Annotated in this window: 18 protein-coding genes; 8 read left to right on the top strand and 10 right to left on the bottom strand. The window is 53.4% G+C overall.

Annotated elements, in window-relative coordinates:
* The 3 genes from AC52PS_RS12450 to ribH form a co-directional block, all read left to right on the top strand.
* A partial coding sequence (locus AC52PS_RS12450; protein ID WP_495563398.1) for a hypothetical protein occupies nt 1-296 on the top strand: 296 nt, incomplete at its 5' end.
* Nucleotides 289-1,614 carry a 3,4-dihydroxy-2-butanone-4-phosphate synthase gene (gene ribB / locus AC52PS_RS12445; RefSeq protein ID WP_495563397.1) on the top strand — a complete coding sequence of 442 codons (1,326 nt, stop codon included), beginning with the start codon at nt 289-291 and terminating at the stop codon, nt 1,612-1,614. The genes AC52PS_RS12450 and ribB, both read left to right, overlap by 8 nt.
* Nucleotides 1,615-1,674: 60 nt before the next feature.
* Nucleotides 1,675-2,187 carry a 6,7-dimethyl-8-ribityllumazine synthase gene (gene ribH / locus AC52PS_RS12440; RefSeq protein ID WP_495563396.1) on the top strand — a complete coding sequence of 171 codons (513 nt, stop codon included), beginning with the start codon at nt 1,675-1,677 and terminating at the stop codon, nt 2,185-2,187.
* A gap of 215 nt (nt 2,188-2,402) precedes the next feature.
* On the opposite strand, the gene hcp is transcribed toward ribH, so the two are convergent.
* From hcp to AC52PS_RS12425, 3 genes are all read right to left on the bottom strand, one after another.
* Nucleotides 2,403-4,019 carry a hydroxylamine reductase gene (gene hcp, locus AC52PS_RS12435; protein ID WP_495563395.1) on the bottom strand — a complete coding sequence of 539 codons (1,617 nt, stop codon included), beginning with the start codon at nt 4,017-4,019 and terminating at the stop codon, nt 2,403-2,405.
* A gap of 121 nt (nt 4,020-4,140) precedes the next feature.
* Nucleotides 4,141-4,845, bottom strand: a complete 705-nt coding sequence (locus tag AC52PS_RS12430) for a Crp/Fnr family transcriptional regulator (RefSeq protein ID WP_495563394.1) — start codon at nt 4,843-4,845, stop codon at nt 4,141-4,143.
* 53 nt (nt 4,846-4,898) lie between these two features.
* On the bottom strand, nt 4,899-6,035 hold the full coding sequence (locus tag AC52PS_RS12425; protein WP_495563393.1) for an AI-2E family transporter: 1,137 nt from the start codon (nt 6,033-6,035) through the stop codon (nt 4,899-4,901).
* 159 nt (nt 6,036-6,194) lie between these two features.
* On the opposite strand from AC52PS_RS12425, the gene AC52PS_RS12420 reads away from it, so the two are divergent.
* Complete coding sequence (locus tag AC52PS_RS12420; RefSeq protein WP_495563392.1) at nt 6,195-7,214, top strand: lipase family protein; 1,020 nt, start codon at nt 6,195-6,197, stop codon at nt 7,212-7,214.
* Between the two features lie 19 nt (nt 7,215-7,233).
* On the opposite strand, the gene AC52PS_RS12415 is transcribed toward AC52PS_RS12420, so the two are convergent.
* Nucleotides 7,234-7,707, bottom strand: a complete 474-nt coding sequence (locus AC52PS_RS12415; protein ID WP_495563391.1) for a DUF4956 domain-containing protein — start codon at nt 7,705-7,707, stop codon at nt 7,234-7,236.
* Between the two features lie 4 nt (nt 7,708-7,711).
* On the bottom strand, nt 7,712-9,283 hold the full coding sequence (locus tag AC52PS_RS12410) for a CotH kinase family protein (RefSeq protein WP_495563390.1): 1,572 nt from the start codon (nt 9,281-9,283) through the stop codon (nt 7,712-7,714).
* 86 nt (nt 9,284-9,369) lie between these two features.
* Here AC52PS_RS12410 and AC52PS_RS12405 point away from each other — a divergent pair, with 86 nt between their 5' ends.
* Entirely contained in the window at nt 9,370-10,389 is a 1,020-nt protein-coding gene (locus AC52PS_RS12405; RefSeq protein WP_495563389.1) for a D-2-hydroxyacid dehydrogenase, read from the top strand.
* A gap of 40 nt (nt 10,390-10,429) precedes the next feature.
* Here the strand turns inward: AC52PS_RS12405 and AC52PS_RS12400 are convergent, their stop codons facing one another.
* From AC52PS_RS12400 to AC52PS_RS12380, 5 genes are all read right to left on the bottom strand, one after another.
* Nucleotides 10,430-12,376 carry a DEAD/DEAH box helicase gene (locus AC52PS_RS12400; RefSeq protein ID WP_495563388.1) on the bottom strand — a complete coding sequence of 649 codons (1,947 nt, stop codon included), beginning with the start codon at nt 12,374-12,376 and terminating at the stop codon, nt 10,430-10,432.
* Nucleotides 12,377-12,755: 379 nt separating this feature from the next.
* The gene (locus tag AC52PS_RS12395; protein WP_495563387.1) at nt 12,756-13,733 is read right to left on the bottom strand and encodes an acetylxylan esterase; all 978 of its coding nucleotides are present in this window, start codon (nt 13,731-13,733) and stop codon (nt 12,756-12,758) included.
* Between the two features lie 72 nt (nt 13,734-13,805).
* A complete protein-coding gene (locus AC52PS_RS12390) occupies nt 13,806-15,155 on the bottom strand; it encodes an AGE family epimerase/isomerase (protein ID WP_495563386.1) in 1,350 nt (449 codons plus the stop codon).
* Nucleotides 15,134-16,678 carry an FAD-dependent oxidoreductase gene (locus AC52PS_RS12385; protein WP_495563385.1) on the bottom strand — a complete coding sequence of 515 codons (1,545 nt, stop codon included), beginning with the start codon at nt 16,676-16,678 and terminating at the stop codon, nt 15,134-15,136. The genes AC52PS_RS12390 and AC52PS_RS12385 overlap by 22 nt, the downstream gene beginning before the upstream one ends.
* Nucleotides 16,679-16,874: 196 nt before the next feature.
* Nucleotides 16,875-17,906, bottom strand: a complete 1,032-nt coding sequence (locus AC52PS_RS12380) for a LacI family DNA-binding transcriptional regulator (RefSeq protein ID WP_495563384.1) — start codon at nt 17,904-17,906, stop codon at nt 16,875-16,877.
* Nucleotides 17,907-18,119: 213 nt separating this feature from the next.
* On the opposite strand from AC52PS_RS12380, the gene AC52PS_RS12375 reads away from it, so the two are divergent.
* From AC52PS_RS12375 to AC52PS_RS12365, 3 genes are all read left to right on the top strand, one after another.
* Nucleotides 18,120-19,412 (top strand): ABC transporter substrate-binding protein, encoded by a 1,293-nt coding sequence (locus AC52PS_RS12375; protein WP_495563383.1) that lies wholly within the window; start codon nt 18,120-18,122, stop codon nt 19,410-19,412.
* Between the two features lie 134 nt (nt 19,413-19,546).
* Complete coding sequence (locus tag AC52PS_RS12370) at nt 19,547-20,434, top strand: carbohydrate ABC transporter permease (protein ID WP_495563382.1); 888 nt, start codon at nt 19,547-19,549, stop codon at nt 20,432-20,434.
* Nucleotides 20,434-21,294, top strand: coding sequence for a carbohydrate ABC transporter permease (locus AC52PS_RS12365; RefSeq protein WP_495563381.1), 861 nt, complete (start codon nt 20,434-20,436; stop codon nt 21,292-21,294). Before AC52PS_RS12370 ends, AC52PS_RS12365 begins: the two co-directional genes overlap by 1 nt.
* Nucleotide 21,295: the final 1 nt, after the last annotated feature.

The following is a 21,295-nucleotide window of genomic DNA, read 5'->3' as shown; positions in this document are numbered from 1 at the left end:
ATGGCCGAGCAGGCTGGCAGAGCCAGCCGACCAGGTCCCGGATGCATGGCCGAGCAGGCTGGCAGAGCCAGCCGACCAGTGCCCGGATGCATGGCCGAGCAGGCTGGCAGAGCCAGCCGACCAGTGCCCGGATGCATGGCCGAGTAGGCTGGCAGGGCCAGCCGACCAGGGAAGGCCATGCAGTACCCGGCCGTCCTGGAAGCGCTGAAACCGGATGGGGCGGCGAAGAATCGGAAACCGGATCATCCGGGCGGAGGCTCTACGATATGTTAACAGGAGAGGACAGATATGAATGATATATCCGCGGCATTGAAGCAAATTCAAAACGGAGGAATGGTTCTGGTGGTGGATGATGAGGACAGGGAAAACGAAGGAGACCTCATTGCGGCATCTGAATTTGCAGATGAACAAACCATTGCCTTTATGGCCATCCACGGCAGGGGTCTTATTTGCATGGCCATCGAGGAGAGCAGGGCCATCCGGCTTCAGCTGCCCCAGATGGCGACCCATAACAGCGAGGGGATGAAAACAGCCTTCACCGTAAGTGTGGACGCCCGAACAGGAACCAGCACCGGCATCTCCCCGGCGGACAGGGCCCGGACTGTGGAAACCATTTTGAATCCCCGCAGCCGCTCTGAGGATCTTCTTCGCCCGGGACATCTGTTCCCCCTGGTTGCCCGGGCCGGCGGGGTTTTAGAGCGCCCCGGCCACACCGAAGCTGCGGTTGATCTTGCCCGGCTGGCGGGGCTGAAAGCCTCGGGCGTTATTTGTGAAGTGATCGACGATGACGGAAGCATGGCCCGACTACCCAGACTCAAGGAACGTGCCCGGGAATGGAATATCCCGCTGATCAGCATACAGGATCTGATCAGGTACCGGAAGATGGGTGAGGAATTGGCCCGCCCGAAGAACCAACGGCAGAGCCGCCCGAAGAACCAACCGATGAGCCTCCCGATGAGCCGTACAGCGACCCCCGGGAAAAGGGCACATGCAGCTCTGCGTCCCTCTGCCAGAGCCTCCATGCCCCTTGAAACCGGTGAGTTTGATATTCTTGCTTTTCCTGGAAGCGGAGGGGACGAACCGGAAGCCTTTGCTCTGGTGCTGAACATGGACCATCCCCCGGAAGCGGACGAACAGGCGCCCCTGGTGCGAATCCATTCCGAATGCCTCACCGGGGAGAGTCTTGGTTCCCTCCGCTGTGACTGCGGATTCCAGCTCCAGGAAGCACTCAGGCAGATTAAACAAGAAGGACGGGGAGTGCTGGTATACCTCCGCCAGGAAGGCCGGGGAATCGGGTTGATGAATAAAATAAAAGCCTATGAGCTTCAAGACCGGGGGGAAGACACCATGGATGCAAATCTGCTTCTTGGGCACCCTGCTGATGGCAGGTCCTATGTGCGGGGAGCGAAGATCCTGCAGAGCCTGGGCGTATGCAGCTGCCGTTTACTCACCAACAACCCTGAGAAGATGAAGGCGCTGAAGGACACCGGCATTGAAGTGAGTGCCCGGCTTCCAATAGAAAAGCGCCCCGACCGCCACAGTATCTCCTATATGAAGACCAAGCGGACGCGGTTCGGGCATCTTTACAGTTTTGCGGAGAGCGGGACGGCCTGACCCAGGTCTCCGGATAAAATTTCAGAAAAACCCCGGAATACCGGGAAAAGGATGAAAAATATGAATAGTGAATCAACAAATGCAACAGAAATACGACGATACGAAGCCCAGTTGAATGCAGGGAATAAGCGATTTGCCATAGTATCAGGGCGCTTTAACGATCTGATCAGTGATCGTTTGGTAGGCGGTGCCGTGGATTGTCTTCTTCGCCACGGGGCGCAGCGGGATGCCATAGGACTGATTAAGGTTCCTGGAGCCTTCGAGATTCCCCTTGCCGCCCGCCGGATTGCCCTTTCCGGGGAGTATGATGCGGTGATCACCCTGGGGGCGGTAATTCGGGGAGCCACCCCCCATTTCGAATATGTTTCGGCAGAGGTTTCCAAGGGGGTAGCCTCGGTGGGGCTGGAAACCGGCGTCCCGGTCATATTCGGGGTGCTTACAACCAACAGCATCGATGAAGCGGTGGAACGGGCGGGGACCAAGGCGGGGAATAAAGGCTGGGATGCGGCAATGTCCGCCCTTGAAATGGCCGGACTTATGAATATCCTGCCCCCGCCCCTTGAGCCGAGCTGATCCGTCCGCCGGGTACGCCGGAAAAGCCGAGAACAAGATAAAGCTGAGAATACAGAAAAAGCCGGGGGATCAGTGAATACACAGGCCCCCGGCTTTCGCCGTGTTTGAATCTATGGGTTATTCAGTCAATGCAGCGTCTCAATACTGATTGTTTCATATGTGGGACTGCTGCATCTGTGACTCAGTTGCATGTATGACTCGGTTGCATCTGAAGCTCAGTGACCGGCCATCATGCTGGACACATCGTCTTTTACTTCTCCTGTGGGTTTAATATGGAAGTTCTCCACCAGCACTTTTGCCACATTGGGGGAGAGAAAGGCCGGCAGGGTGGGGCCCAGCCGGATCCCTTTCACCCCTAACGAAAGAAGGGCCAGCAGTACTGCTACTGCCTTTTGCTCATACCATGCGATATCGTATGAAATGGGAAGTTCGTTAATATCTTCCAGACCGAACACCTCCTTCAGCTTCAAGGCGATGAGGGCCAGAGAGTACGAGTCGTTGCACTGCCCGGCATCCAAAACCCGGGGGATTCCACCGATATCACCCAGATCCATCTTGTTATAGCGGTATTTTGCACAGCCTGCGGTAAGAATAATGGTGTCATCGGGAAGCTGACCGGCTACATCGCTGAAGTAGGACCTGCCTTTTTGTCGGCCGTCGCAGCCTGCCATCACCACAAAGCGGGAAATATCGCCGTTCTTTACCCCATCCACCACTTTGTCCGCAAGGGCCATTACCTGTGCATGGGCAAAGCCGCCCACAATCTCGCCCTGCTCAATTTCCTTCGGAGCATTGCATTCCAGTGCACTGTGTATTACAGGGGTAAAGTCTTTTCTTCCGTCCTTCTCTTCAATATGGGGAACGCCGGGATATCCCACCTCTCCGGTGGTGAAAATCCTGTCCTTATACGCTTCCCGAACCGGAACGATGCAGTTGGTGGTCATGAGAATAGCTCCGTTGAAGGAGTCGAATTCCTTATCCTGCTTCCACCAGGCATTCCCGTAATTTCCTACGAAGTGATCGTACTTCTTGAATTTCGGATAGTAGTGGGCGGGGAGCATTTCCGAATGGGTGTAGACGTCCACGCCGGCGTCTTTGGTCTGTTCCAGAAGTTCTTCGAAATCCTTCAGATCGTGGCCGGAAACCAGAATTCCGGGACGGGTGCCCACACCGATATTCACCTTGGTGATTTCCGGGTTCCCGTATTGTTCGGTATTAGCCCGATCCAGCAGTGCCATGGTTTTCACCGCCGTATCACCGGTTTTCAGGGTGAGGGCGATGAGGGTTTGCACTTCCTGTTCTCTGAGCAGGGTGTCCAGGGTTGAGAGTAAAAACGCCCATACTTCATCGTCTTCGTGACCAAGCACCGCTGCATGGGTGGCATATGCGCAAATTCCCTTCAGCCCGTAGGTGATGAGTTCTTTCAAGCTTCTGATATCCTCATCGGGTTCGGACATGACGCCGATGGCCCGGGCATAGTTTTCCCATTCCGACTCTTCGGCGTTCCAGTTGGCAGCCTTGTGGTCCGAAGACGCTCCACGGTCCTTCAGTTTTTTCTGGATACTCAGGGCTTCCCGGATCATTTCCCGAATGCGGTCGTTATGAAAGTTGGCATTGGTGATAGTTGTAAAGAGTGCCCGGGCACAAAACCTGGCAATTGACCGGCTTTGATTATCCATCTCCCTGTTGAGGTTACGGCTGAGGGCGCTCACGCCTTTCAGGGTAAATATCAGCAGATCCTGAAGCCCGGCGGTCTCGGGGGCTTTACCGCACACTCCCCGGATGGTACATCCTTCGCCTTTTGCGGCTTCCTGACATTGGTAGCAAAACATATTGGTCTCCTGGGGTACATGGTTTCCGGCATCGGGCGCTGCGCCCAGCCGTGTACACAGGGTACCCGGGAAAGACTTGGGGGGCTGTAACAAATGTTACCATCGGGCAATAAAGATCTGTTTATTCGTCCCGGCAGTTGTCCAGCAGGGTTGGACGGTCTTCTACTTTGAATGCCCTGCCGTGACGGGTTATCAGACCATTCTCCACCATGGATCCCAGCACCCTGCTGAGCGAAGGGCGGCTCACACCGAAAAGCTCAGCCAGAGTTTCCATGGAGTAGGGGAGGTGTATGAGCTCCCCCGGGCTGCGCTGATCCAGCTCAAGAAAATAGCTGCACAGTTTTTGCCGGATGGTCTGAAACTTCATGAAGCGGAGTTTATCTGCCAGAAAATGGATGCGGTTCCCCGCATCTCTCAGCAGAGTCCTAAGCAGTTGAGGATCTTCTCCAGCCATGGCCAGCAGAGTGTTCCGGTGAATGCTGATAATTTTTACCGGGTTTTCCGCACTGAGGTTCACCGGGAGATGGTTATCGTCGGCGAACAGAATTCCCGCAGCCACCGGACTGGGTGCATGGAGAGATTCTACTTTCAGCGTATGTCCCTCCCCATCGCTGATCTGGGCACTCAGTTCACCTTTAACGAGGATCATGAGCCGCTGGTATTCATCCCCCCGCTGGGCAATCAGCTTTCCCTGTTCGTGGGAGTGAATGGAGAAGCTGTGTCGGCTGAAGGTACGTTGCAGTTCGGCTTCATTCAGATGGGAAAATAACCCGCAATCGAGAAGTTTCAGGGCGATTTCATCAGAAAGTGTGTGGCTTGGTAACATATGCTACCGATCATAGCATGCCACACGGGTAGAATCGAGGCGAAAATCGGGGGCTATATGAGTTCCTGAATATACTTCCGCTTGAGTAAGCGCCAGAACACCACAATAAATGCGGTGAGGGGGATGGCAAGCATCATTCCGAACACCCCTCCCAGGGCGGTTCCCCAGAAGAATACCGAGAAGATGATCAGCGCCGGGTGGAGCCCGGTGCGGTCACCCATAATGCGGGGGGTGAGCAAATAGCTTTCGATGGCCTGAACAATGGCAAAAACCAGCAGTACCAGCAGTCCAAGGACGATTCCGCCTTCCGCACTGAATAATGCCATGGGAATGGCCACGGCCATTCCAATTAGGCTTCCCAGATAGGGAATAATATTTAAAAGTCCCAGAACAAAACCGATCACCGCGCCGTAGGGCAAGCCCACCAGGGCAAAACCCAGTCCAAAGAGAATACCCTGAAGCAGGGCAATGATAATCTGGCCCCGGAAAAAGGTGAGCAGGATGCTGATAAACTGATCCGCCAGATATACCACATCTTTTCTGGTGCGCTTCTTCAGAAACGGCAGGAATTTGTGGAGCATGCGGATGTCGAAAGGTGCGGCCAAAAGAAAGAATACCAGATAGACCGGTGTTACCAGCCATGCAAGAATGTCGGTAATTGAGGCTGCGATCCCCTGAGCGGAACTGGTGATGGTTGCAGAGAGGTTGTCCAGGCTGTTTGAGACCAATTGTGAGGGGTTGTTCATCACCTCATCCAGCCGGCTGTCCAGGCCCAATCCTTCAAGAATGCCCTGCAAATTCCCCAGGAGGTTCTGTCCTCCCTCCCAAATTTTCGGGAGCAATTCAGAAAGATCACTGACCAGCTTGGGAAGCTGATCCACGGCATACACGACTCCCAGCCAGATAAGCAGTCCAAGGGGGATGATTGCCGCAAGAAACAGGAGGAGCACCGCGATAATTCTGGAGCCCCGGCTGACTTTCATAAACAGGTCGAATACCGGCTGAAGCAATAGGGCCAAAAATAAGGCCAGTACAGGCGGCATAAGAACCTGCTGAAATGCGGCGACAAATCTGGAAAGGCCCAGAAGAGTTACCACCACTGTTGCGATAATTCCCAGGGCCGCCGCCAGGGTTATGGCTGCGGTGATGGTTGCCTTCTGACGGGGGCTGAATTTCAATTGATCGGCCAATGTTCTACCTCTGAATATCTGTGTGCTTTCTATCTACACCTCCATAATAGTTGCTTCAGCCGCCAATGAGAAGCGAATTTTACCCGCACATCCAGCGCTTGCCCAAAGAATCCAGTGGGTATAGCATACTGGAATGGCAACTGTTCACCGGAGGTGGTAATGAGAGAGCGCAAGTCGGTTGGGGAGATGGACAGATCTTCAATGGTTCCGCCCAGCATGGATTATGAGTATTTTCAGGGAGCGGACAAGCTGCCGTTTCAGCCTCATGCCCAGGAGTTCTCCCCGGAAAACGCATGGTGGCTGTCAGAGGCGGCATTCCTGTCATATTGTCACCCGGGGTTTGCACGGATGGCCTGGGAGCTGGCTGGGTTTAGCGGCTTTCGGTTTTTCCAGGGGAAGGGAACCGAGTGCATGGTAGCTTGGGATGAAGAAACGGTGATTACCGCATTCCGGGGCACCGAAATGCGCAGCGTTTCATTTTTCTATGAACTGATTACCGATCTGAATGCCTTTCCGGTTGAATTTGAGGGGGGAGGAAACGTCCACCGGGGCTTCCGGGATGCCCTCTATGAAATATGGGAAGATACTGAAGATGGAGAAGCTGGCCTGAAATCATTTCTTCATTCCATAACCGGAGATAACGGCCGGCGTACCCTCTGGATCTGCGGGCACAGTCTCGGCGGGGCGCTGGCAGCCCTGGCCTTCACATTGCTCCCCGAAGCTGAGGGTCTCTATACCTATGGAGCTCCACGCATGGGCGATGCCGAATTTGTCCGGCAATCGGAGGGGCGGCAGGTATTCCGGGTGGAGCATAAACTGGATCCCATTCCCATGGTACCCCCGGATCTCCCCCGGATTAATTTGAACTTCAGCGATTTGGGCAGACTGGTCTATATTGACGACCAGGGGGTGCTGAAATCTTCCCGGCCCCAGTTCTCTTTGGAAAAGGAAAAGTCCATGGTTCAGCGGATGTACCGCCGCCAGACGAAGCGGAGAAAAAAGATCTCCGGGGGGGTGAGCGGCTGGTGGCGGCGGCTGATATCCCATTTTAAACGATCCCGGAGGGAATGGTCGGCCTATTTATCGGCACTGGAAAAAAAGGCGGGAATGGACATGAGCGATCACATGCCCATTCACTACGTGGTGAGCCTCTGGAATCATCTTCTGGATTCCAGATAGATGTGACCCCTTGGCGATTCTATTGCTCTCCCGCTCCCCCGCCTCCCGTACTCGCTACAGCCGCTTCCTGCTGCCTCCGGATTTTCAACCGCCACGATATGTTTTCCATGAGATAAATGCTTCCCAGAATTGAGATGTTGGCAAGAAGAATTTCCAGTATATGAAGCCCGGACGTGAGGGTTGAGTTCAACACCCCGAGAATAATTGAGACAAACAGATATGTCATTTCCTTCATTGCGATGGGCCGGGTGCGGTATCGCAGTACCGAAAGCACCGCAAAAATCCCGAAGGCGAAGGCCGTATCGATTTGCACCCGGCTGAGAAAGCTGGCGGTGAAAAATATCACAATATTGAACACCACAAAGCTGAAAAAGCTCTTTCTGCGTCGAGAGTGGCGGAAAAAAATGAGAAATACCAGAATGGAGATTACCGAAACATCAATCAGCAGGCGAAGCAGCAGCTGAAGAAAGAGAGGGTTATCGAAGATAAACATATTCTCACTCCCCCTGTCCGGTGTTTACGGAGTGCTCTGAAAGAAGATCCGGGTAGACCCGTTGGATATCTTCCAGAGCGCTGGCCCGCCGGCGGCGGAAAAAGATGCTCCGCTGCTCATCGCCGCCAAACCCGATACGGTAGTTTTCGAACTGCGCCCAGTCTGCGGTATTGTCGCTCAATTCCATATTATCTCCGGTATCGTTGGCAATATTTCCTGTGATATTTTCAATCCAGGGGGTGATCCGCTTAAGGACTGCCTCCTCGGACAATATGCCCGTTTCGTCATCCAGGAGTTCAAGAATATATTCGGCATAGCGCTGTCGGTACCCGGGAACATTCAGCACCCGCTGGAACAGAGGCCGGCTCCCCGGCTCCACCGCCTGGGGTTCGAATATATCCATTTCTGCAGGATCTACCATTGCGGCGGTACCGAAGGTGTTATCCAGATCGTAAGGGATGTAGTGCCACTTCGAATCTTCGTCGTTGTACAAATAATAATTGTTCTGATTAATCCAGTAATCGTCCCAGCTGCCGATGAGTGTCCCCACCGCCGCCGCCCGGAGAAGGGTATCAATTGCGATATGCTGCTCGGCCCAGCCGGGAAACTCCGCTTCCGGAACATTATTCAGTTCGTGAATAAACTCAGTGAACTCCCGGGATGCCCTGTCCAGTTCATCCTTGTTGGTTTTTAGGTCATAGGGGAAGGAGATGCCGTTATCCGGGTCTTCCAGTCCCATTTTGTCCGAGGGGTTCGCTTCGTCCAGGCTTGCCGGCCACAGACATTTCCACAGATCTCCGTCGTCGTTTGAGCCATAGCGGTCCTTCAGCAATTCCTTTTCAAACGCCTCCATGAGCTGATACACACCGTGGTAGGAAATGGAATCGTCGCCGGATACGAGAAGAAACAGACGCACATGGGTGCTTCGCTGCACCCCGCTGACAGCAAATTCCCGCATCAGCTCCAGGGCAAGGCGTTCCCTAATATAGCTGGGGTCGCCGTTCGCCCGTTTCAAAATCAGGTTCTCCTGACCGTAAAATTCCTGTTCATTCTGATAGTCCATTTTCAGACGGTAATGGGCCTGGTTGTAATCCGGGTTACGAGGGTTGTGCACCCTTCCGTTTTCCGGTTTTACTCTGCTGAAACTGTTACCGCGGATTCGCAGACCGATTCCGCTCAGACGCCGGCTAACATCCCCGTCCCGGAAATACATTTCTCCGGCCACATAGCGTTCATTCTGTGGATTGTCGTCGTAATTGGCAAGGAGGGTATTCCATTGTTCAGGCTCCACAACCAGAAGGATTTCCCGTACGGACCCTTCATCCCCATGTTCTCTCCGGTATTCACCGGTCTGAAAGAGGTAGTCTGACTTCAGATCCACAAGATCTCCTTGCGCGGGCCGGGAGCCCTCAAGGAAGGCAGAAATCAGTTGATCGGACGGGGTGGGCTGCTGAGCCTCAGGGGGTGAAGCGCAGGATCCGAACAATAGCACCGGCAAAACCGGAATAAGCAAAAGGGGGGAAATCGCAGTGTGTCTGAGCTGCGAAATGGCTGATGTGATAGGATTTTCTTTCATAAAATTAGTGTACCATGGATTAGTTTTCCATGAAGGGAAAGTTTCGGGAATTTACTCAAGCCGAAAGGGACCGTATACTGAATCTCATGAACAATTCAGAATCACGTATCCCTTCTTCCCCCAACCCTGCGGTAAAGCGGATTCTGGTGGTGGGAGACATTGCGGATGAGATGGCAGAGATTCTGCCCTCGTTTGGGATCGGGCAAGGTCACCTGGAATTCCGCTTTTGGCCCCAGGGCTCTCCGGAGAGTGAGGACTATGACTGGGCCGATGCCCTTGTTGCATTCCGACCCCCCGGACTGTTTCAACCGGAAAAGGTATCGTGGATTCATAGTCTGGGGGCGGGAGTTGAGGAGTTTATTATCCCGCTTCGGAACCTAGACGCCAAGGACCGCCCTATGCTCACCAGAACCACTTCAATTTTCGGTCCGATTATCGCCGAATACTGCATCAGCCACATACTCGCGGATATGCAGCATCACCAAATTTATACCCGTCAGCAGGAGCGAAAGGAATGGCAGAAGCATACACCCCGGCAGCTGCGAAATTCGGAAATATTGATCCTGGGAGCGGGGGATATCGGATCGGGCATCGCTTCTGTGTTTGCCGGGCTGGGATGCAGGGTCCGGGGACTTGCCAGAACCGAAGGAGAGCGGAAGGGCTTTGAATCGGTCTATTCACAGGAGAATCTGCGCCCCGGGAGTATTACATCAGGAGAACTCAGCGAGGTGCTGGCCCGGACGGATATTGTAATTAATGTACTGCCCCACACCCCGGCGACAGAGGAATTATTGGATGAGGAGTTTGTGTCCCGCCTGGAGAACGCCATGTTTATTAATGCAGGAAGGGGATCGGTGATCCGGGAGGAGCTGCTCCTGCAGGCCCTGGATACCGGCAGGATACGCCGGGCAGTCCTGGATGTATTTCCCCGGGAACCCCTTTCGGAGGGTTCGCCCCTGTGGAACAGGGATGATGTGTGCATTACCCCCCATGTGGCGGGTCTGACCGGTGCCGGGGATGCTCTTGGGGTACTGTTTCAACGCTTGGAATCCATAACCCGGGGTCATATCCGTGAGTATCTTGTGGATATTCCCCGGGGTTACTAATCCGGCTCAGTCTAGGCTGGCCGGAAGGCCTGAGCATCTATTACTTGCTGCTCTTTTTCCGGGCTTCGGACCTCTTGGCCCCCCGTTTACCGCTTTTTTTCCCACCGGGCTTACTTCCCGCTTTTTCCCCGTAATTCCCCGAGGGTTTACCGCCGGATTGGGGTTTGGATCCTGATTGGGGTTTGCCGCTTTTGCCTCCGGGTGATGAGGAAGCTGATCCGCTTCTTCGCCCTGAGCCTGTGGAAACAACCTCGGCGGAAATGGTTTTCCCCCGGTACTGATATTTATCCAACGCATCGGCCACCATTGAACTGTAGCGGGAATCAACCATCATGCGGGAGCTGCCTGAGTCAATGTCTATCCTGCCGATTTCGATGTGGCGAAGTTTGGTGGCTTCGTTCACCATTCCGATAATCTGCGGTGGAAGCACTTTGTCGCTCCGTCCCACATTCACAGAAATGATATCGAAGGACTCGGCACGGGGGCCGTCCTTGCTGAAGGGCTTGTCTGAACCGCTGCGACGAGTATCCCGTCTGTCGTCCCGTCTGTCGCGGCCGCCTCTGTCGGCGTTGTCCCGCCGGCCTTTTCCCCGTCTTCCATCACGGTCATCTCTGCGGTTTCTGCCCCGGTCGTCATTTCTTCCCGAGTCCCTGGCATGCTCGCTGGGATTCAGGTCCCCGGCATCTTTGTAGTAATCCAGAAAGCGATTGAACTCCAGAGAAACGAAATGTTTGAGCAATGACTCCCTGTCCAGGGCTGCAAGTTTTTCTTCGATTATGGGGAGATATTTCTCAATCCTGCTTTCATCAACCTGAACGTTGTGGACCCGGTCTATGAGATGCATGAGCTGATGCTCGCATATCTCCTGTCCGTCGGGGACCCGCATTTGAGTAATCTTTCCGTTCATGCTCCGCTCAATTCTGCGAATTTTCCCTTTTTCCTTCATATTGATAATGGCAACCGAGTGACCGGTTCTGCCGGCTCTTCCGGTGCGCCCGCTGCGGTGAACGTAATTCTCCGGCTCATCGGGAAGATCGTAGTGAATCACATGGCTGAGATGGTCCACATCAAGACCCCGGGCCGCCACGTCGGTTGCCACCAGGATCTGGGTGCCCCCGGTTCGGAAGTTTTTCATAACCTGGTCACGCTGAGCCTGGGAAAGGTCCCCGTGAAGGGGGGCTGAATTATATCCGTCACGGATGAGGTTTTCTGCAATATGCTGGGTGCTGATCTTAGTTCGGCAAAATACAATACCGTATATTTCCGGATGGGAGTCCAGGAGGCGCTTCAGAGCATGGTATTTGTCCTTGCTGTGCACCATGCAGTAGTTATGGCTGATGGTGTCGGCGCTGGCATTTTTGGTCCCCACCTTTACTTCGCTGGGATTTTCCATATAGGTGGCTGCGATCCTTGCTACTTCCGGAGGCATGGTTGCCGAAAGCAGAATAACCCGCTTTTCTTCGGGAGTCTGCTCCAGGATTTCATCCAGCTCTTGTTTGAAGCCCATATTCAGCATAATATCCGCTTCATCAAGCACCAGGTTTGAAATTTTACCGATGTCGATCTTGTTTCTTCGGATAAGATCCGCAAGACGCCCGGGGGTGGCAACAACAATTTGAGATCCCCGGCGCAGTTCACGGATCTGGTCGCTGATGCTGGCGCCGCCGTACACGGTTGTGATCCGGATGCCCGGGAGATTCCTGCTGAATTTACTCATTTCATCGCTAATCTGCAGGGCCAGTTCCCGTGTGGGGCTGAGAATAAGCGCACGGGGAGAGGTATCTTCCGGGCTGGCCACTGCCAGGAGAGGCAGGCCGAATGCGGCAGTTTTCCCGGTGCCGGTCTGAGCGAGTCCGATGAAATCCTGATTCGGATTTTCCATGAGCAGGGGCAGAGCCTGCTGCTGAATTTCTGTGGGTTCACTGAAGCCCATATTGGTAAGTGCGCTGAGAATGCGCCCATCCAGTTGAAAGTCTGAAAACGTCATTATGTATCCTTCGCTACCTGACCACCAAATTTCTCCGTCGGATAATAATCCGAAGCGTATTCTGCCCAATGGGCGTATCGGAGCTATCACATGCTGTCTGTAGATTGTAGATCAGGGAAGCATACATCTCAGGACATGCCCGCCGGCATTCCCGACTTCACATGGCGTGTTGCACATGTTTTCAGAAAGAAACGTGATGGGAAAGTAATTGGTTATTTCCTCCGGCCCTTCTGCCGGAAGTCCGCAGAGTATTACATATGGCGTGAGAAATGACCAGAGGATAGGGGGGGAATCCAGCCATAATATCGCCGATTTTGACGCGGATACCGGGTTGGCCGCTCACATTTCGGGAGAAAAGGAGCGGGGCAGGCTGAAACGATCAGGACTCATATCCACAGAGAAAGGTGAAAATCCCGTCCCGGGCTCCGGGGAGCTCTTCGTGGGCAAAGTCGGGATAAATGCGATGTGTTTTGGGAGCTTCAACGGCATTGAAAACGGCAAACTGGCTGGACGGCGGACAGATGGTGTCCATGAGTCCGGTGAACATCAGGGTCCGTGCCCTGATCCGGGGGGCTAAATGCCGGAGATCAATATAGCCCAGGGCGGTAAAAAACTCCTCTTCCCGCCGGTGCAGGGGATCCCGATGGCGGAAATACTCATGCAGACCCGCATATGCGTCCCGGGCCAGATCGATTTCCCATATTCTGCGGTAATCCGAAAGGAAGGGGTACACCGCCGCAGCCCGCTCAATTTCCGGACGCATTGCAGCCACCGCCAGGGTAAGAGCGCCCCCCTGACTCCAGCCGCTTGCACAGATGCGCCGGGGATCTATTCCGTCCAGAGAGCCTAGCGCATCGGCGAACACCCCGGTGTTGAGAAACAGGTTCACATAGTAGAGTGCCCGGGGATCTCCTGCCATGGCATCTTCCACCCCACGGACAATATGCCCCTGGAGGGTGCTGCCCCTTCCCCGGAGCACATCCTCGGACTCACCCCCCTGTCCCGGACAATCCAGTGCGGCGACGCTTTTCCCCTCCATTATATAGGGCAGGTAATCTACCCAGTCGGAGCTTTCACCGCTGTATCCGTGAAAGAACAGAACTGCCGAACCGTCTCCGCCGTCCTTTGGTCGAAGCAATTTGGCGTAGTGGCGTCCGCCGGAAACACCGGTGAACCGCAGGTGAAAGGAGTCGGCCCCGCTGCAGGTAAAATCCGCCGGGGCAATTTCTACAGATGAATGATGGTTTCTGGATGCCCCGATCGCCTGGTCCCAAAAATCCCCGAAGTTCCCTGGGAGGGGGGTGGAACCCCGGTAACTCTGCAATTCGGCCAGGGACATGTCAAATGTCAGCGGCATGGTGAGCTCCTTCTGTATTCTGCGGCCATTTTAGATCCTTTAGCTAGTTCTCCGCGGTGGTATGGGCGGCGATCAGCTTCCTGTGGTGGAAGTATGATGCATTCTGTTAATTAAATGCCAGCCCCACATCTGCATTCGGGGGATGTGGAAGGGACCTTTGAACATATTTCCCTTTAGATCGGAGGAGACGCTCCCGTCAAAATTGAGGTAGCCATACCATTCGCCGTACTCCGTATCGGGGAAGTGATCTTCAATCCAGGCATCCAGCTCATTAAATCGCGCAGAATGCCGGGTGTCTCCGGTGAGAAGATCGGCGTAGAGCAGGGCGATGCTTGCTTCGTTATGGGGCCACCAGAATTTCATGTTATGCCAATATTCATATGGAGCATGCCCGTGGAGATCGGCGAAATAGTTCAATCCCCCGTGCTCCGAATCCCACCCTCGATTCCACATCCAATCGAGTATCTTTACTCCCAGACGGGTCAAGGAATCCGCCTCATCCGGGGGCTGAGTCAGGGGCGTTCCTGTGGTAGTGGCGTTCCGGGCTCTTCCTCTTCGGGCTGCCGCCTTCTGCGATTCAGACAGGCCCATATGATGGTGCATTCCCGCTCCACCGTTCTTTAGATAATCGGCTTCCCGAAGGATGAACCATGCAGCTTCAATGCTGTGTCCCGGATTAATGAGTCGGCCCTCAAAATGTTCGTCCTGTAGGGTCCCGTCGGGATTGCACTGTTCCACCACCGCTTCATGCTCAGGACGTACGAAGGTATGTGAAATCAGGCGGATATTTTCTTGAATAAGCCGGGTACAGAAATCGATTTCTTCAACCGCATCTGAGTTCAGAATACAGAATGCCTCCCTGATCTCCTGGGCAACATTGATCTCTATCATGGGCTGAGCCAGCCCGATACTGGGGCGGGTATGGGGGTCTACCTTGGGATCGGCGTTATCGGGGTTCCCCAGATATTCCAGTGTGTTCCTGAACAAGCGGTACGCGTTATTGAGCCGTGACAGGTCGTTGGAGGCGATTGCCAGTGAAGATCCGGCAATCACAGAAAAAAACTCACTGAAGGAGTAGCGGCGTTTTATGAGCTTTTCCCCCTGCCGGGTTACACGGAACAGCATTCTTCCATCGCTGTCGAAGCAATGTCTGGAAGAAAAGTCCATGCAGGATTCTGCAGCTTCTAAAAGGGAACTGTCCGATTTGTTTCCAAGCAGATAACTGTTGGCCATTGTCCATCCTGCCCGTCCCTGAAACCATACCGATTTATCGCTTTCAATACGCTCTCCGGCTCTATTCAGTCCGGTTATGAAACCGCCGTATTCCCGGTCGTACCCGTGATTCATCCAGAAGGGGATGCAGTTTTCCAGAAGCTGGGTTTTGTATGTTTTTGCCCTGCTTATAGGAATAGATCGTTCCATGATATCTCCTCTGTGTAAAGTTGATCCAAATGATCCGCATACGCCCGGTTCGCCCAGCCTACGCTCTCCCTTCGCAAAAACCCGTTTCCCGTAAGCAATGCCTTCTGGACCTGTGTGAATCGATAATCGTCAGGATGCAAGTTGTGGGTGGGCATAAGATAGAGTTGTGCCTTCAGCAGTTCCTCCTGAAGCCGGCGGACATTGATTCGATCCGGGGTGATATTCTGGCGAACGCACAATGCTCCCGCCGCACCCGCCGCCTGTCCTGCCTGCATCACCACCGGCTGAAGTCTGGTGCACCCGTTTACCAGCCCGCTCACCGAAACGGATTTCTCCGCTGCAAGGATATTATCCCCGTCCCTGGGCACCAGTGAACCGTAGGGAAGGGAAAACGGGGGGATCTTCGGGAAGCGGATACCGGGGGATTCAGGATCCTGGCTCCGGTGATGGTCCAGGGGATAATCTCCCGATGCAATTGCATAGGGGGTGAGGGGGCTTGAATCCGGCTTGAGAATATCCTGGAGGCGGAGGGTTTGCAGGCCATGGATGCGCCGCGCCTCCCGAATATACGGTATGAGAGCCAGACCTTGAGTGTACTCCTTCCCCTCAGTCGTGGGATACATGTCCTCAGCAGGCAGCAGCCGGCCGGATACAAGTTGGCTGTTAATCAGATCCATGAGTCTGAGAGTCTTTTCCCGGGCCCTTCGGAAAATTTCAGGCCGGGCGCCGGGATCAAAATAATTACCATACAGATCGTTTCCGGAAATCGGCCAATTGAGCATATAGTAATTTCCCGGCAGTTTACCGTACTGAAGAAAGCGCTCCCAGGAGATCCCGGGATCTCCCAGAAGTCCTGCGAATTCACCTTCCCGGACGGTCTTCGGCTGATCCTCTGCGAAGCGGAGATCTCCTTCAGCCGACAGGGTTGCCGTCCAGGTGAGGTCCTGGGGGTGCAACAGCGGCTGATCCGGTCCGATTCCCTCGCCATAGGCCTCTCGCCCCTCCAGCCCGCTGTGCCATTTCAGCCCTGCCATTTCCACAGAATCTCCGTACTCATCCGCCAGAATCACAATTTCCGGCTGTAGATAATGGTTCAGATCTCCCCGATCCTGAAAATGTATACCCTGTATGCGGATTTTTCCCCGCACTTCCTCCCGCTCCATTGAATGGATACTGCACTGCCTGTGAAGGTGAATATTGGGTTCGGCTTCCATCATGTTTCGTAGAATTGTCTCTGCCTCACGGGGAGTGAACTGGGTGTTGCTCACCCACCCGGTTTCAAGTGCTTCAGGACCACCGTAATAATCCCGGAGCCTCCCGCGAAACTCACCCCAGAGCCCTGATGGAAGCCCGTGGTTTCCGTCAATGGCACTCACTCCCGCAGATGTGAGCATGCCGCCCACCCAGGGGCCTTCTTCCAGAATGTGAACCTCACAGCCCATCCGGGCAGCCTGGATTGCAGCAGCTACACCGGAGGCTGAGGCTCCGATGATTGCAATATCAGTATGGATTATCTGTTTCATGAATGATTTCCTCGTTATGTGCCGCTAAAAACAGCACCGTCGAAATCTTGCCCCGACAAGATTTTGCCCCGCCGAAATCTTGTCCCGACAAGATTTTGCCCCGCCGAAATCTTGTCCCGTTGATTCTGAGTCCTGTGGAAAGAAATCGCCGGGGGTCTGTGCGACCTCCGCTGGGGAGACAATAGCCGGCAGGATCTCAACCGGGGGATGCTGTGGTGCTCCGGAGAACCAGGCGGGGTTCGAGAATTCGGTTTTCCGGATCTTTGCCTTCCATTCGGGCTTTCAGCATGTCGAAAGCCTGCAGGCCGATCTCCCGTTTGGGCTGGGCAACCGTTGTAAGGGGATATGATATTTGATTCCGGGCAATACTGAGATCATCATAGCCGATCACCGAAATATCTTGGGGAATCCTTCGTCCCGCCTCCAGACATGCTCTCAAACCACCTACAGCTGCATAGTCGGTGGGAGATACAATTGCCGTTATATCCGGTCTGCGGGAGAGAAGCTGACCTACTGCCTCGTAGCCCCCCAGGACGGTCTGCTCACAGGCCTGACTGTACTCATCAACATCCAGTCTGACGCCGGACTGGATGAGCGCTTTCATGTATCCCCCAAAGCGGTCTTCAATCTCGCTGTAGTGGAGACGGTTTGATTTCAGGAAACCGATTTTCTCATGCCCCAATTCCAGAAGGTGCCGTGTGGCAAGATACCCGCCCCGGGTGTTGTCCACGCCGATATATGGAAGGGATGACTGTTCAATTCTGGTCATCACCTGAACAGTTGGAATTTCCTGGGATTCAAGGAATCTGAATAGATCAATCTCCCGGTAGTCGGGTGCACAAAGGATGCCGTCCACTCCCCGGTTGATCATCCGCATAAGGGCGGGACGCTCATCTTTTTCATCAAGAAGATTGGCGTTGCCCAGCAGCATGTCGTATTCGTTCTCATTACATTTTTCTTCAATTCCACTGATGATATCATTGAAAAAACTGACATTCGCATAGGGAAAGAGGGCGCCAAGAAGGTAGCTTCTATTTTGGACCAGACTCCGGGCGGCGGTGTTCGGCCGATAGTTCAATTCCTTAGCAACCCGGCGGATCTTTTCCTGCATTGCCGGCGAAACTCTGCCGGTTCCATTCAAGGCCGATGATACAGCCCGGGGACTGACTCCAACACGGGATGCGATATCTTTTAGTGTGCTGCGCTTCGTGCTTTTTGAAGTCTGCATGCTGTACTCCTGGTATTTGGTTCAACGGTAGACTAAACGAATTATAGAGCTATGACCGGAATAGGTCAAATATTTTCCCATTTTTCAGGATTTGGCCCTTATGTATAGGCATTTTTGCAAAAAATACCGGGAAATTGAAAAAAAATATTGACAGACAGTATATCTGCTTCTACTATTTGATTCAACGTTGAATCACTCAAAGAGGAGAGCGATATGAAGAAGATCCTGATAGGATGTATGTTGTTGCTGACAGCAGCCGCAATGATTTTTGCAGCAGGCGGTCAGGAAGGCGGCTCGGGGGAAGCTGAAGCATCAACCGTTGAACCTGCCGAGATAACATTTTGGACCATGAGTCTTGCACCCCGTTTCAATGACTATCTCAACGGAGTCATTTCCGAATTCGAAGCGGCAAATCCCAATGTCACGGTGAATTGGGTTGATGTTCCCTGGGGCGATATGGAGACGAAGATTCTTACAGCCGCAGCCAGTGATACCCTTCCTGACGTAGCTAACCTGAACCTTCCGTTCAGTCAGAAACTTGCCCAAAATAATCTGCTGGTGGATATGTCCCAACAAGCCGCCGATGTACAGGGCCGGTTTTTTGAAGGAACCTGGAATGCAAGCAGCTACGGTGACACAATCTTCGCGCTTCCCTGGTATATTACCAGTAACATGGTGTATTACAACAAGGCGTTGTTTGAAGAAGCCGGCCTTGATCCAGCTGATCCCCCGGAAAGTTTCGATGAATTGTACGAGTACGCTCAAGCGATTAAAGAAAATACCGGCGCCTACGGCTACATGACATTCTTCAACGACCAGTTTATTATGGAAGAGCTTGAGCGCATGGGTATGCGGCTTTTTAACGATGACTTTACCCAGGCCAATTTCAATACGCCGGAAGTTCGCCAGGCAGCTGAATACTATGCCGCCATGCTCGAAGAGGGGCTTATTCCCAGTGAAACACTGACTTCCAAATCGGGTACCGGAGAGGCCATCCAGTTATACAGCTCCGGAGAACTGGCAATGTTTTTCGGCGGTACAAGCCACGCCAGGATGATCCAGGAAAATTCAGAGGAAGTATACGGCAACACCGGTGTAGGTCCGCAGATACGGGGAACCGACGGAAAATCCAACATAGCCGTTATGAATATTGCAGTACCCGAGTCCAGCGAACATCCTGAGGCTGCTCTTGCCTTCGCAAAGTTTCTCACCAACAATGAGAATCAGGTTGTGTTCGCCAAGGATGCCGGGTCCATCGTTCCCTCCACCAACGCCGCGCTTGAAGATGATTTCTTCAGTGAAAGCGATGGGCAACCCGCAACCGCTGCACGGATAATGAGCGCCCGTGAAGTTTCCCAGGGATCGGTTATCTTCCCACCGATTCAGAACTGGCCGGAAATCCGGGATGCATTCATCAATGCCTTCGCCCAGGCAGTTGCCGGCCGGGGAGATGCCTCCCAGCTGCTGCAGGATGCAGAAGAAACAGCAAACAATCTGCTACAGTAACGACCTAACTATCCGGCCGCCTCGTATGGGCGGCCGGGTTTTATCCGCCTGCTTCGCCAGCCCGGAGCAGGCGGATAAAATGCACCCCATACCCGTCCCATGATTTTTCTATCACTGGAAGCAGGAGCAACAACATGATATCGCGAATGTATAAGCCATGGACTCCATATCTGTATCTCATACCCACATTGAGCATCCTGGTACTGTTCATTTTTTACCCTCTTATACGTGCCCTGGGATTCAGCTTTACCAGTTATAACCTCCTCAGCGATCCCCAGTTTATCGGGCTGGAGAACTATATACGGCTTTTTTCCAGTCCGGATTTCTATAGGGCTCTGTTCAATAGCCTGAAATACTTCCTCGTCGTGGTCCCGGTGCTTGTACTTCTCCCGTTGCTGGTTGCGGTATTGGTGAACGATACCAAGCTCAAGGGAGTGAATGTTTTCCGTACGGTCTATTATTTTCCGGTTGTAACCAGCATGGTTGTAGCGGGCATTATCTGGAAGTGGATGTACACCGAACGGGGAATTCTCAATTATCTGTTCAATGATGTTCTGCATCTTACATCAGAACCGGTGGCGTGGCTTACCAACCCCGACACCGCCCTTTTTGCAGTCATGGTTGTGACCATTTGGAAGGGGATCGGATATTATATGGTGATATATCTTGCGGGACTGCAAAGTATTAATCCTGAATTATATGAAGCGGCTACCATTGACGGCGCTCCGGCATGGAGGCAGCTGTTTCAGATAACCATTCCCCTTCTTGCCCCCACCATGGCGGTCGTGGGTATTATGTCTTCCATGGCAGCCATGAAAGTGTTCGATGAGGTGTATGTAATGACCGGCGGCGGACCCTTCGGCAGTACCAGAACAATGGTTTTTGAAATATACGATACAGCTTTCGATAAACTTTCCTTCGGATACGCCAGTGCCATTGGTGTGGTGCTATTCAGCATTCTCTTTATACTCAGCTTTCTGAGCATCAGGCGAAGCGACAAGAGCTACTCAGGAGATATGTAATGGGTGAAAACGTTCAACTGGCGGAAAATTACCGCCTTCAACAAACACTACGGCAATTCAGCCGCTACCTTCTTCTTATCCTGGTTGCTGCGGTCTCGGTTGTTCCCTTTATTTGGCTCTTATCCACAGCCCTTAAATCGCCGGGAGAAAATATTTTCAGCATGCCTCCCAGCTTTATCCCCGAGAGGCCTACATTGGAAAATTTTATGAAGGTGTTCACAACCATTCCCATGCTCCTGTACTACCGCAATTCCCTGATTGTTGTGGGTGCGACGGTGGTATTGAATATTCTTCTCGCCCTCACCGCGGCATTTCCCCTGGCACGGATGAAATTCAAAGGTAAGGGCATAGTGTTCATGGCGGTTCTCTCCACCATGATGATTCCCATTCAGCTCACCATGATTCCCAACTTTGTACTCATTGTGGGGATCGGACTAAAAAACAGTCTCCTGGGGGTAATTCTTCCCAATGCGGTTACCGCCTTCGGCATTTTTCTTATCCGCCAGTCGCTGGTCACCGTTCCCGCCTCGCTGGAGGAGGCTGCGGTAATAGACGGTGCATCGTCCACCCGTGTGCTGTTTCAGGTGCTCATGCCCATGGTGAAGCCCGCAATCGCTGCGCTGGGAATATTCACCTTTATTAATATGTGGAGCGATTTTCTCTGGCCCCTTCTGGTTCTGGAAAGCGAAAACCTGCTCACCGTTCCCCTGGGGGTTCAAAAGCTTCAGGGAACCTTTTCCACAGACTGGAGGCTGATTGCATCGGGTGCGCTTCTGGCGGTAACTCCCTCTCTCATATTTTTTATCTTCAACCAACGGCACTTTATTGAAGGCGGTATTGCCAGTGCGGTTAAGGGATAAT

The sequence above is a fragment of the Salinispira sp. genome, from assembly GCF_059431795.1.
This window is presented reverse-complemented; position numbering and strand designations above follow the sequence as displayed.

Coding starts and splice junctions, on each gene's coding strand:
- AC52PS_RS12365 (WP_495563381.1), top strand. CDS start 20,434: ATGGGTGAAAACGTTCAACTGGCGGAAAATTACCGCCTTCAACAAACA.
- AC52PS_RS12370 (WP_495563382.1), top strand. CDS start 19,547: ATGATATCGCGAATGTATAAGCCATGGACTCCATATCTGTATCTCATA.
- AC52PS_RS12395 (WP_495563387.1), bottom strand. CDS start 13,733: ATGCCGCTGACATTTGACATGTCCCTGGCCGAATTGCAGAGTTACCGG.
- AC52PS_RS12405 (WP_495563389.1), top strand. CDS start 9,370: ATGAACAATTCAGAATCACGTATCCCTTCTTCCCCCAACCCTGCGGTA.
- AC52PS_RS12400 (WP_495563388.1), bottom strand. CDS start 12,376: ATGACGTTTTCAGACTTTCAACTGGATGGGCGCATTCTCAGCGCACTT.
- AC52PS_RS12385 (WP_495563385.1), bottom strand. CDS start 16,678: ATGAAACAGATAATCCATACTGATATTGCAATCATCGGAGCCTCAGCC.
- hcp (WP_495563395.1), bottom strand. CDS start 4,019: ATGTTTTGCTACCAATGTCAGGAAGCCGCAAAAGGCGAAGGATGTACC.
- AC52PS_RS12415 (WP_495563391.1), bottom strand. CDS start 7,707: ATGTTTATCTTCGATAACCCTCTCTTTCTTCAGCTGCTGCTTCGCCTG.
- AC52PS_RS12380 (WP_495563384.1), bottom strand. CDS start 17,906: ATGCAGACTTCAAAAAGCACGAAGCGCAGCACACTAAAAGATATCGCA.
- AC52PS_RS12420 (WP_495563392.1), top strand. CDS start 6,195: ATGAGAGAGCGCAAGTCGGTTGGGGAGATGGACAGATCTTCAATGGTT.
- ribB (WP_495563397.1), top strand. CDS start 289: ATGAATGATATATCCGCGGCATTGAAGCAAATTCAAAACGGAGGAATG.
- AC52PS_RS12410 (WP_495563390.1), bottom strand. CDS start 9,283: ATGAAAGAAAATCCTATCACATCAGCCATTTCGCAGCTCAGACACACT.
- AC52PS_RS12390 (WP_495563386.1), bottom strand. CDS start 15,155: ATGGAACGATCTATTCCTATAAGCAGGGCAAAAACATACAAAACCCAG.
- AC52PS_RS12430 (WP_495563394.1), bottom strand. CDS start 4,845: ATGTTACCAAGCCACACACTTTCTGATGAAATCGCCCTGAAACTTCTC.
- AC52PS_RS12375 (WP_495563383.1), top strand. CDS start 18,120: ATGAAGAAGATCCTGATAGGATGTATGTTGTTGCTGACAGCAGCCGCA.
- ribH (WP_495563396.1), top strand. CDS start 1,675: ATGAATAGTGAATCAACAAATGCAACAGAAATACGACGATACGAAGCC.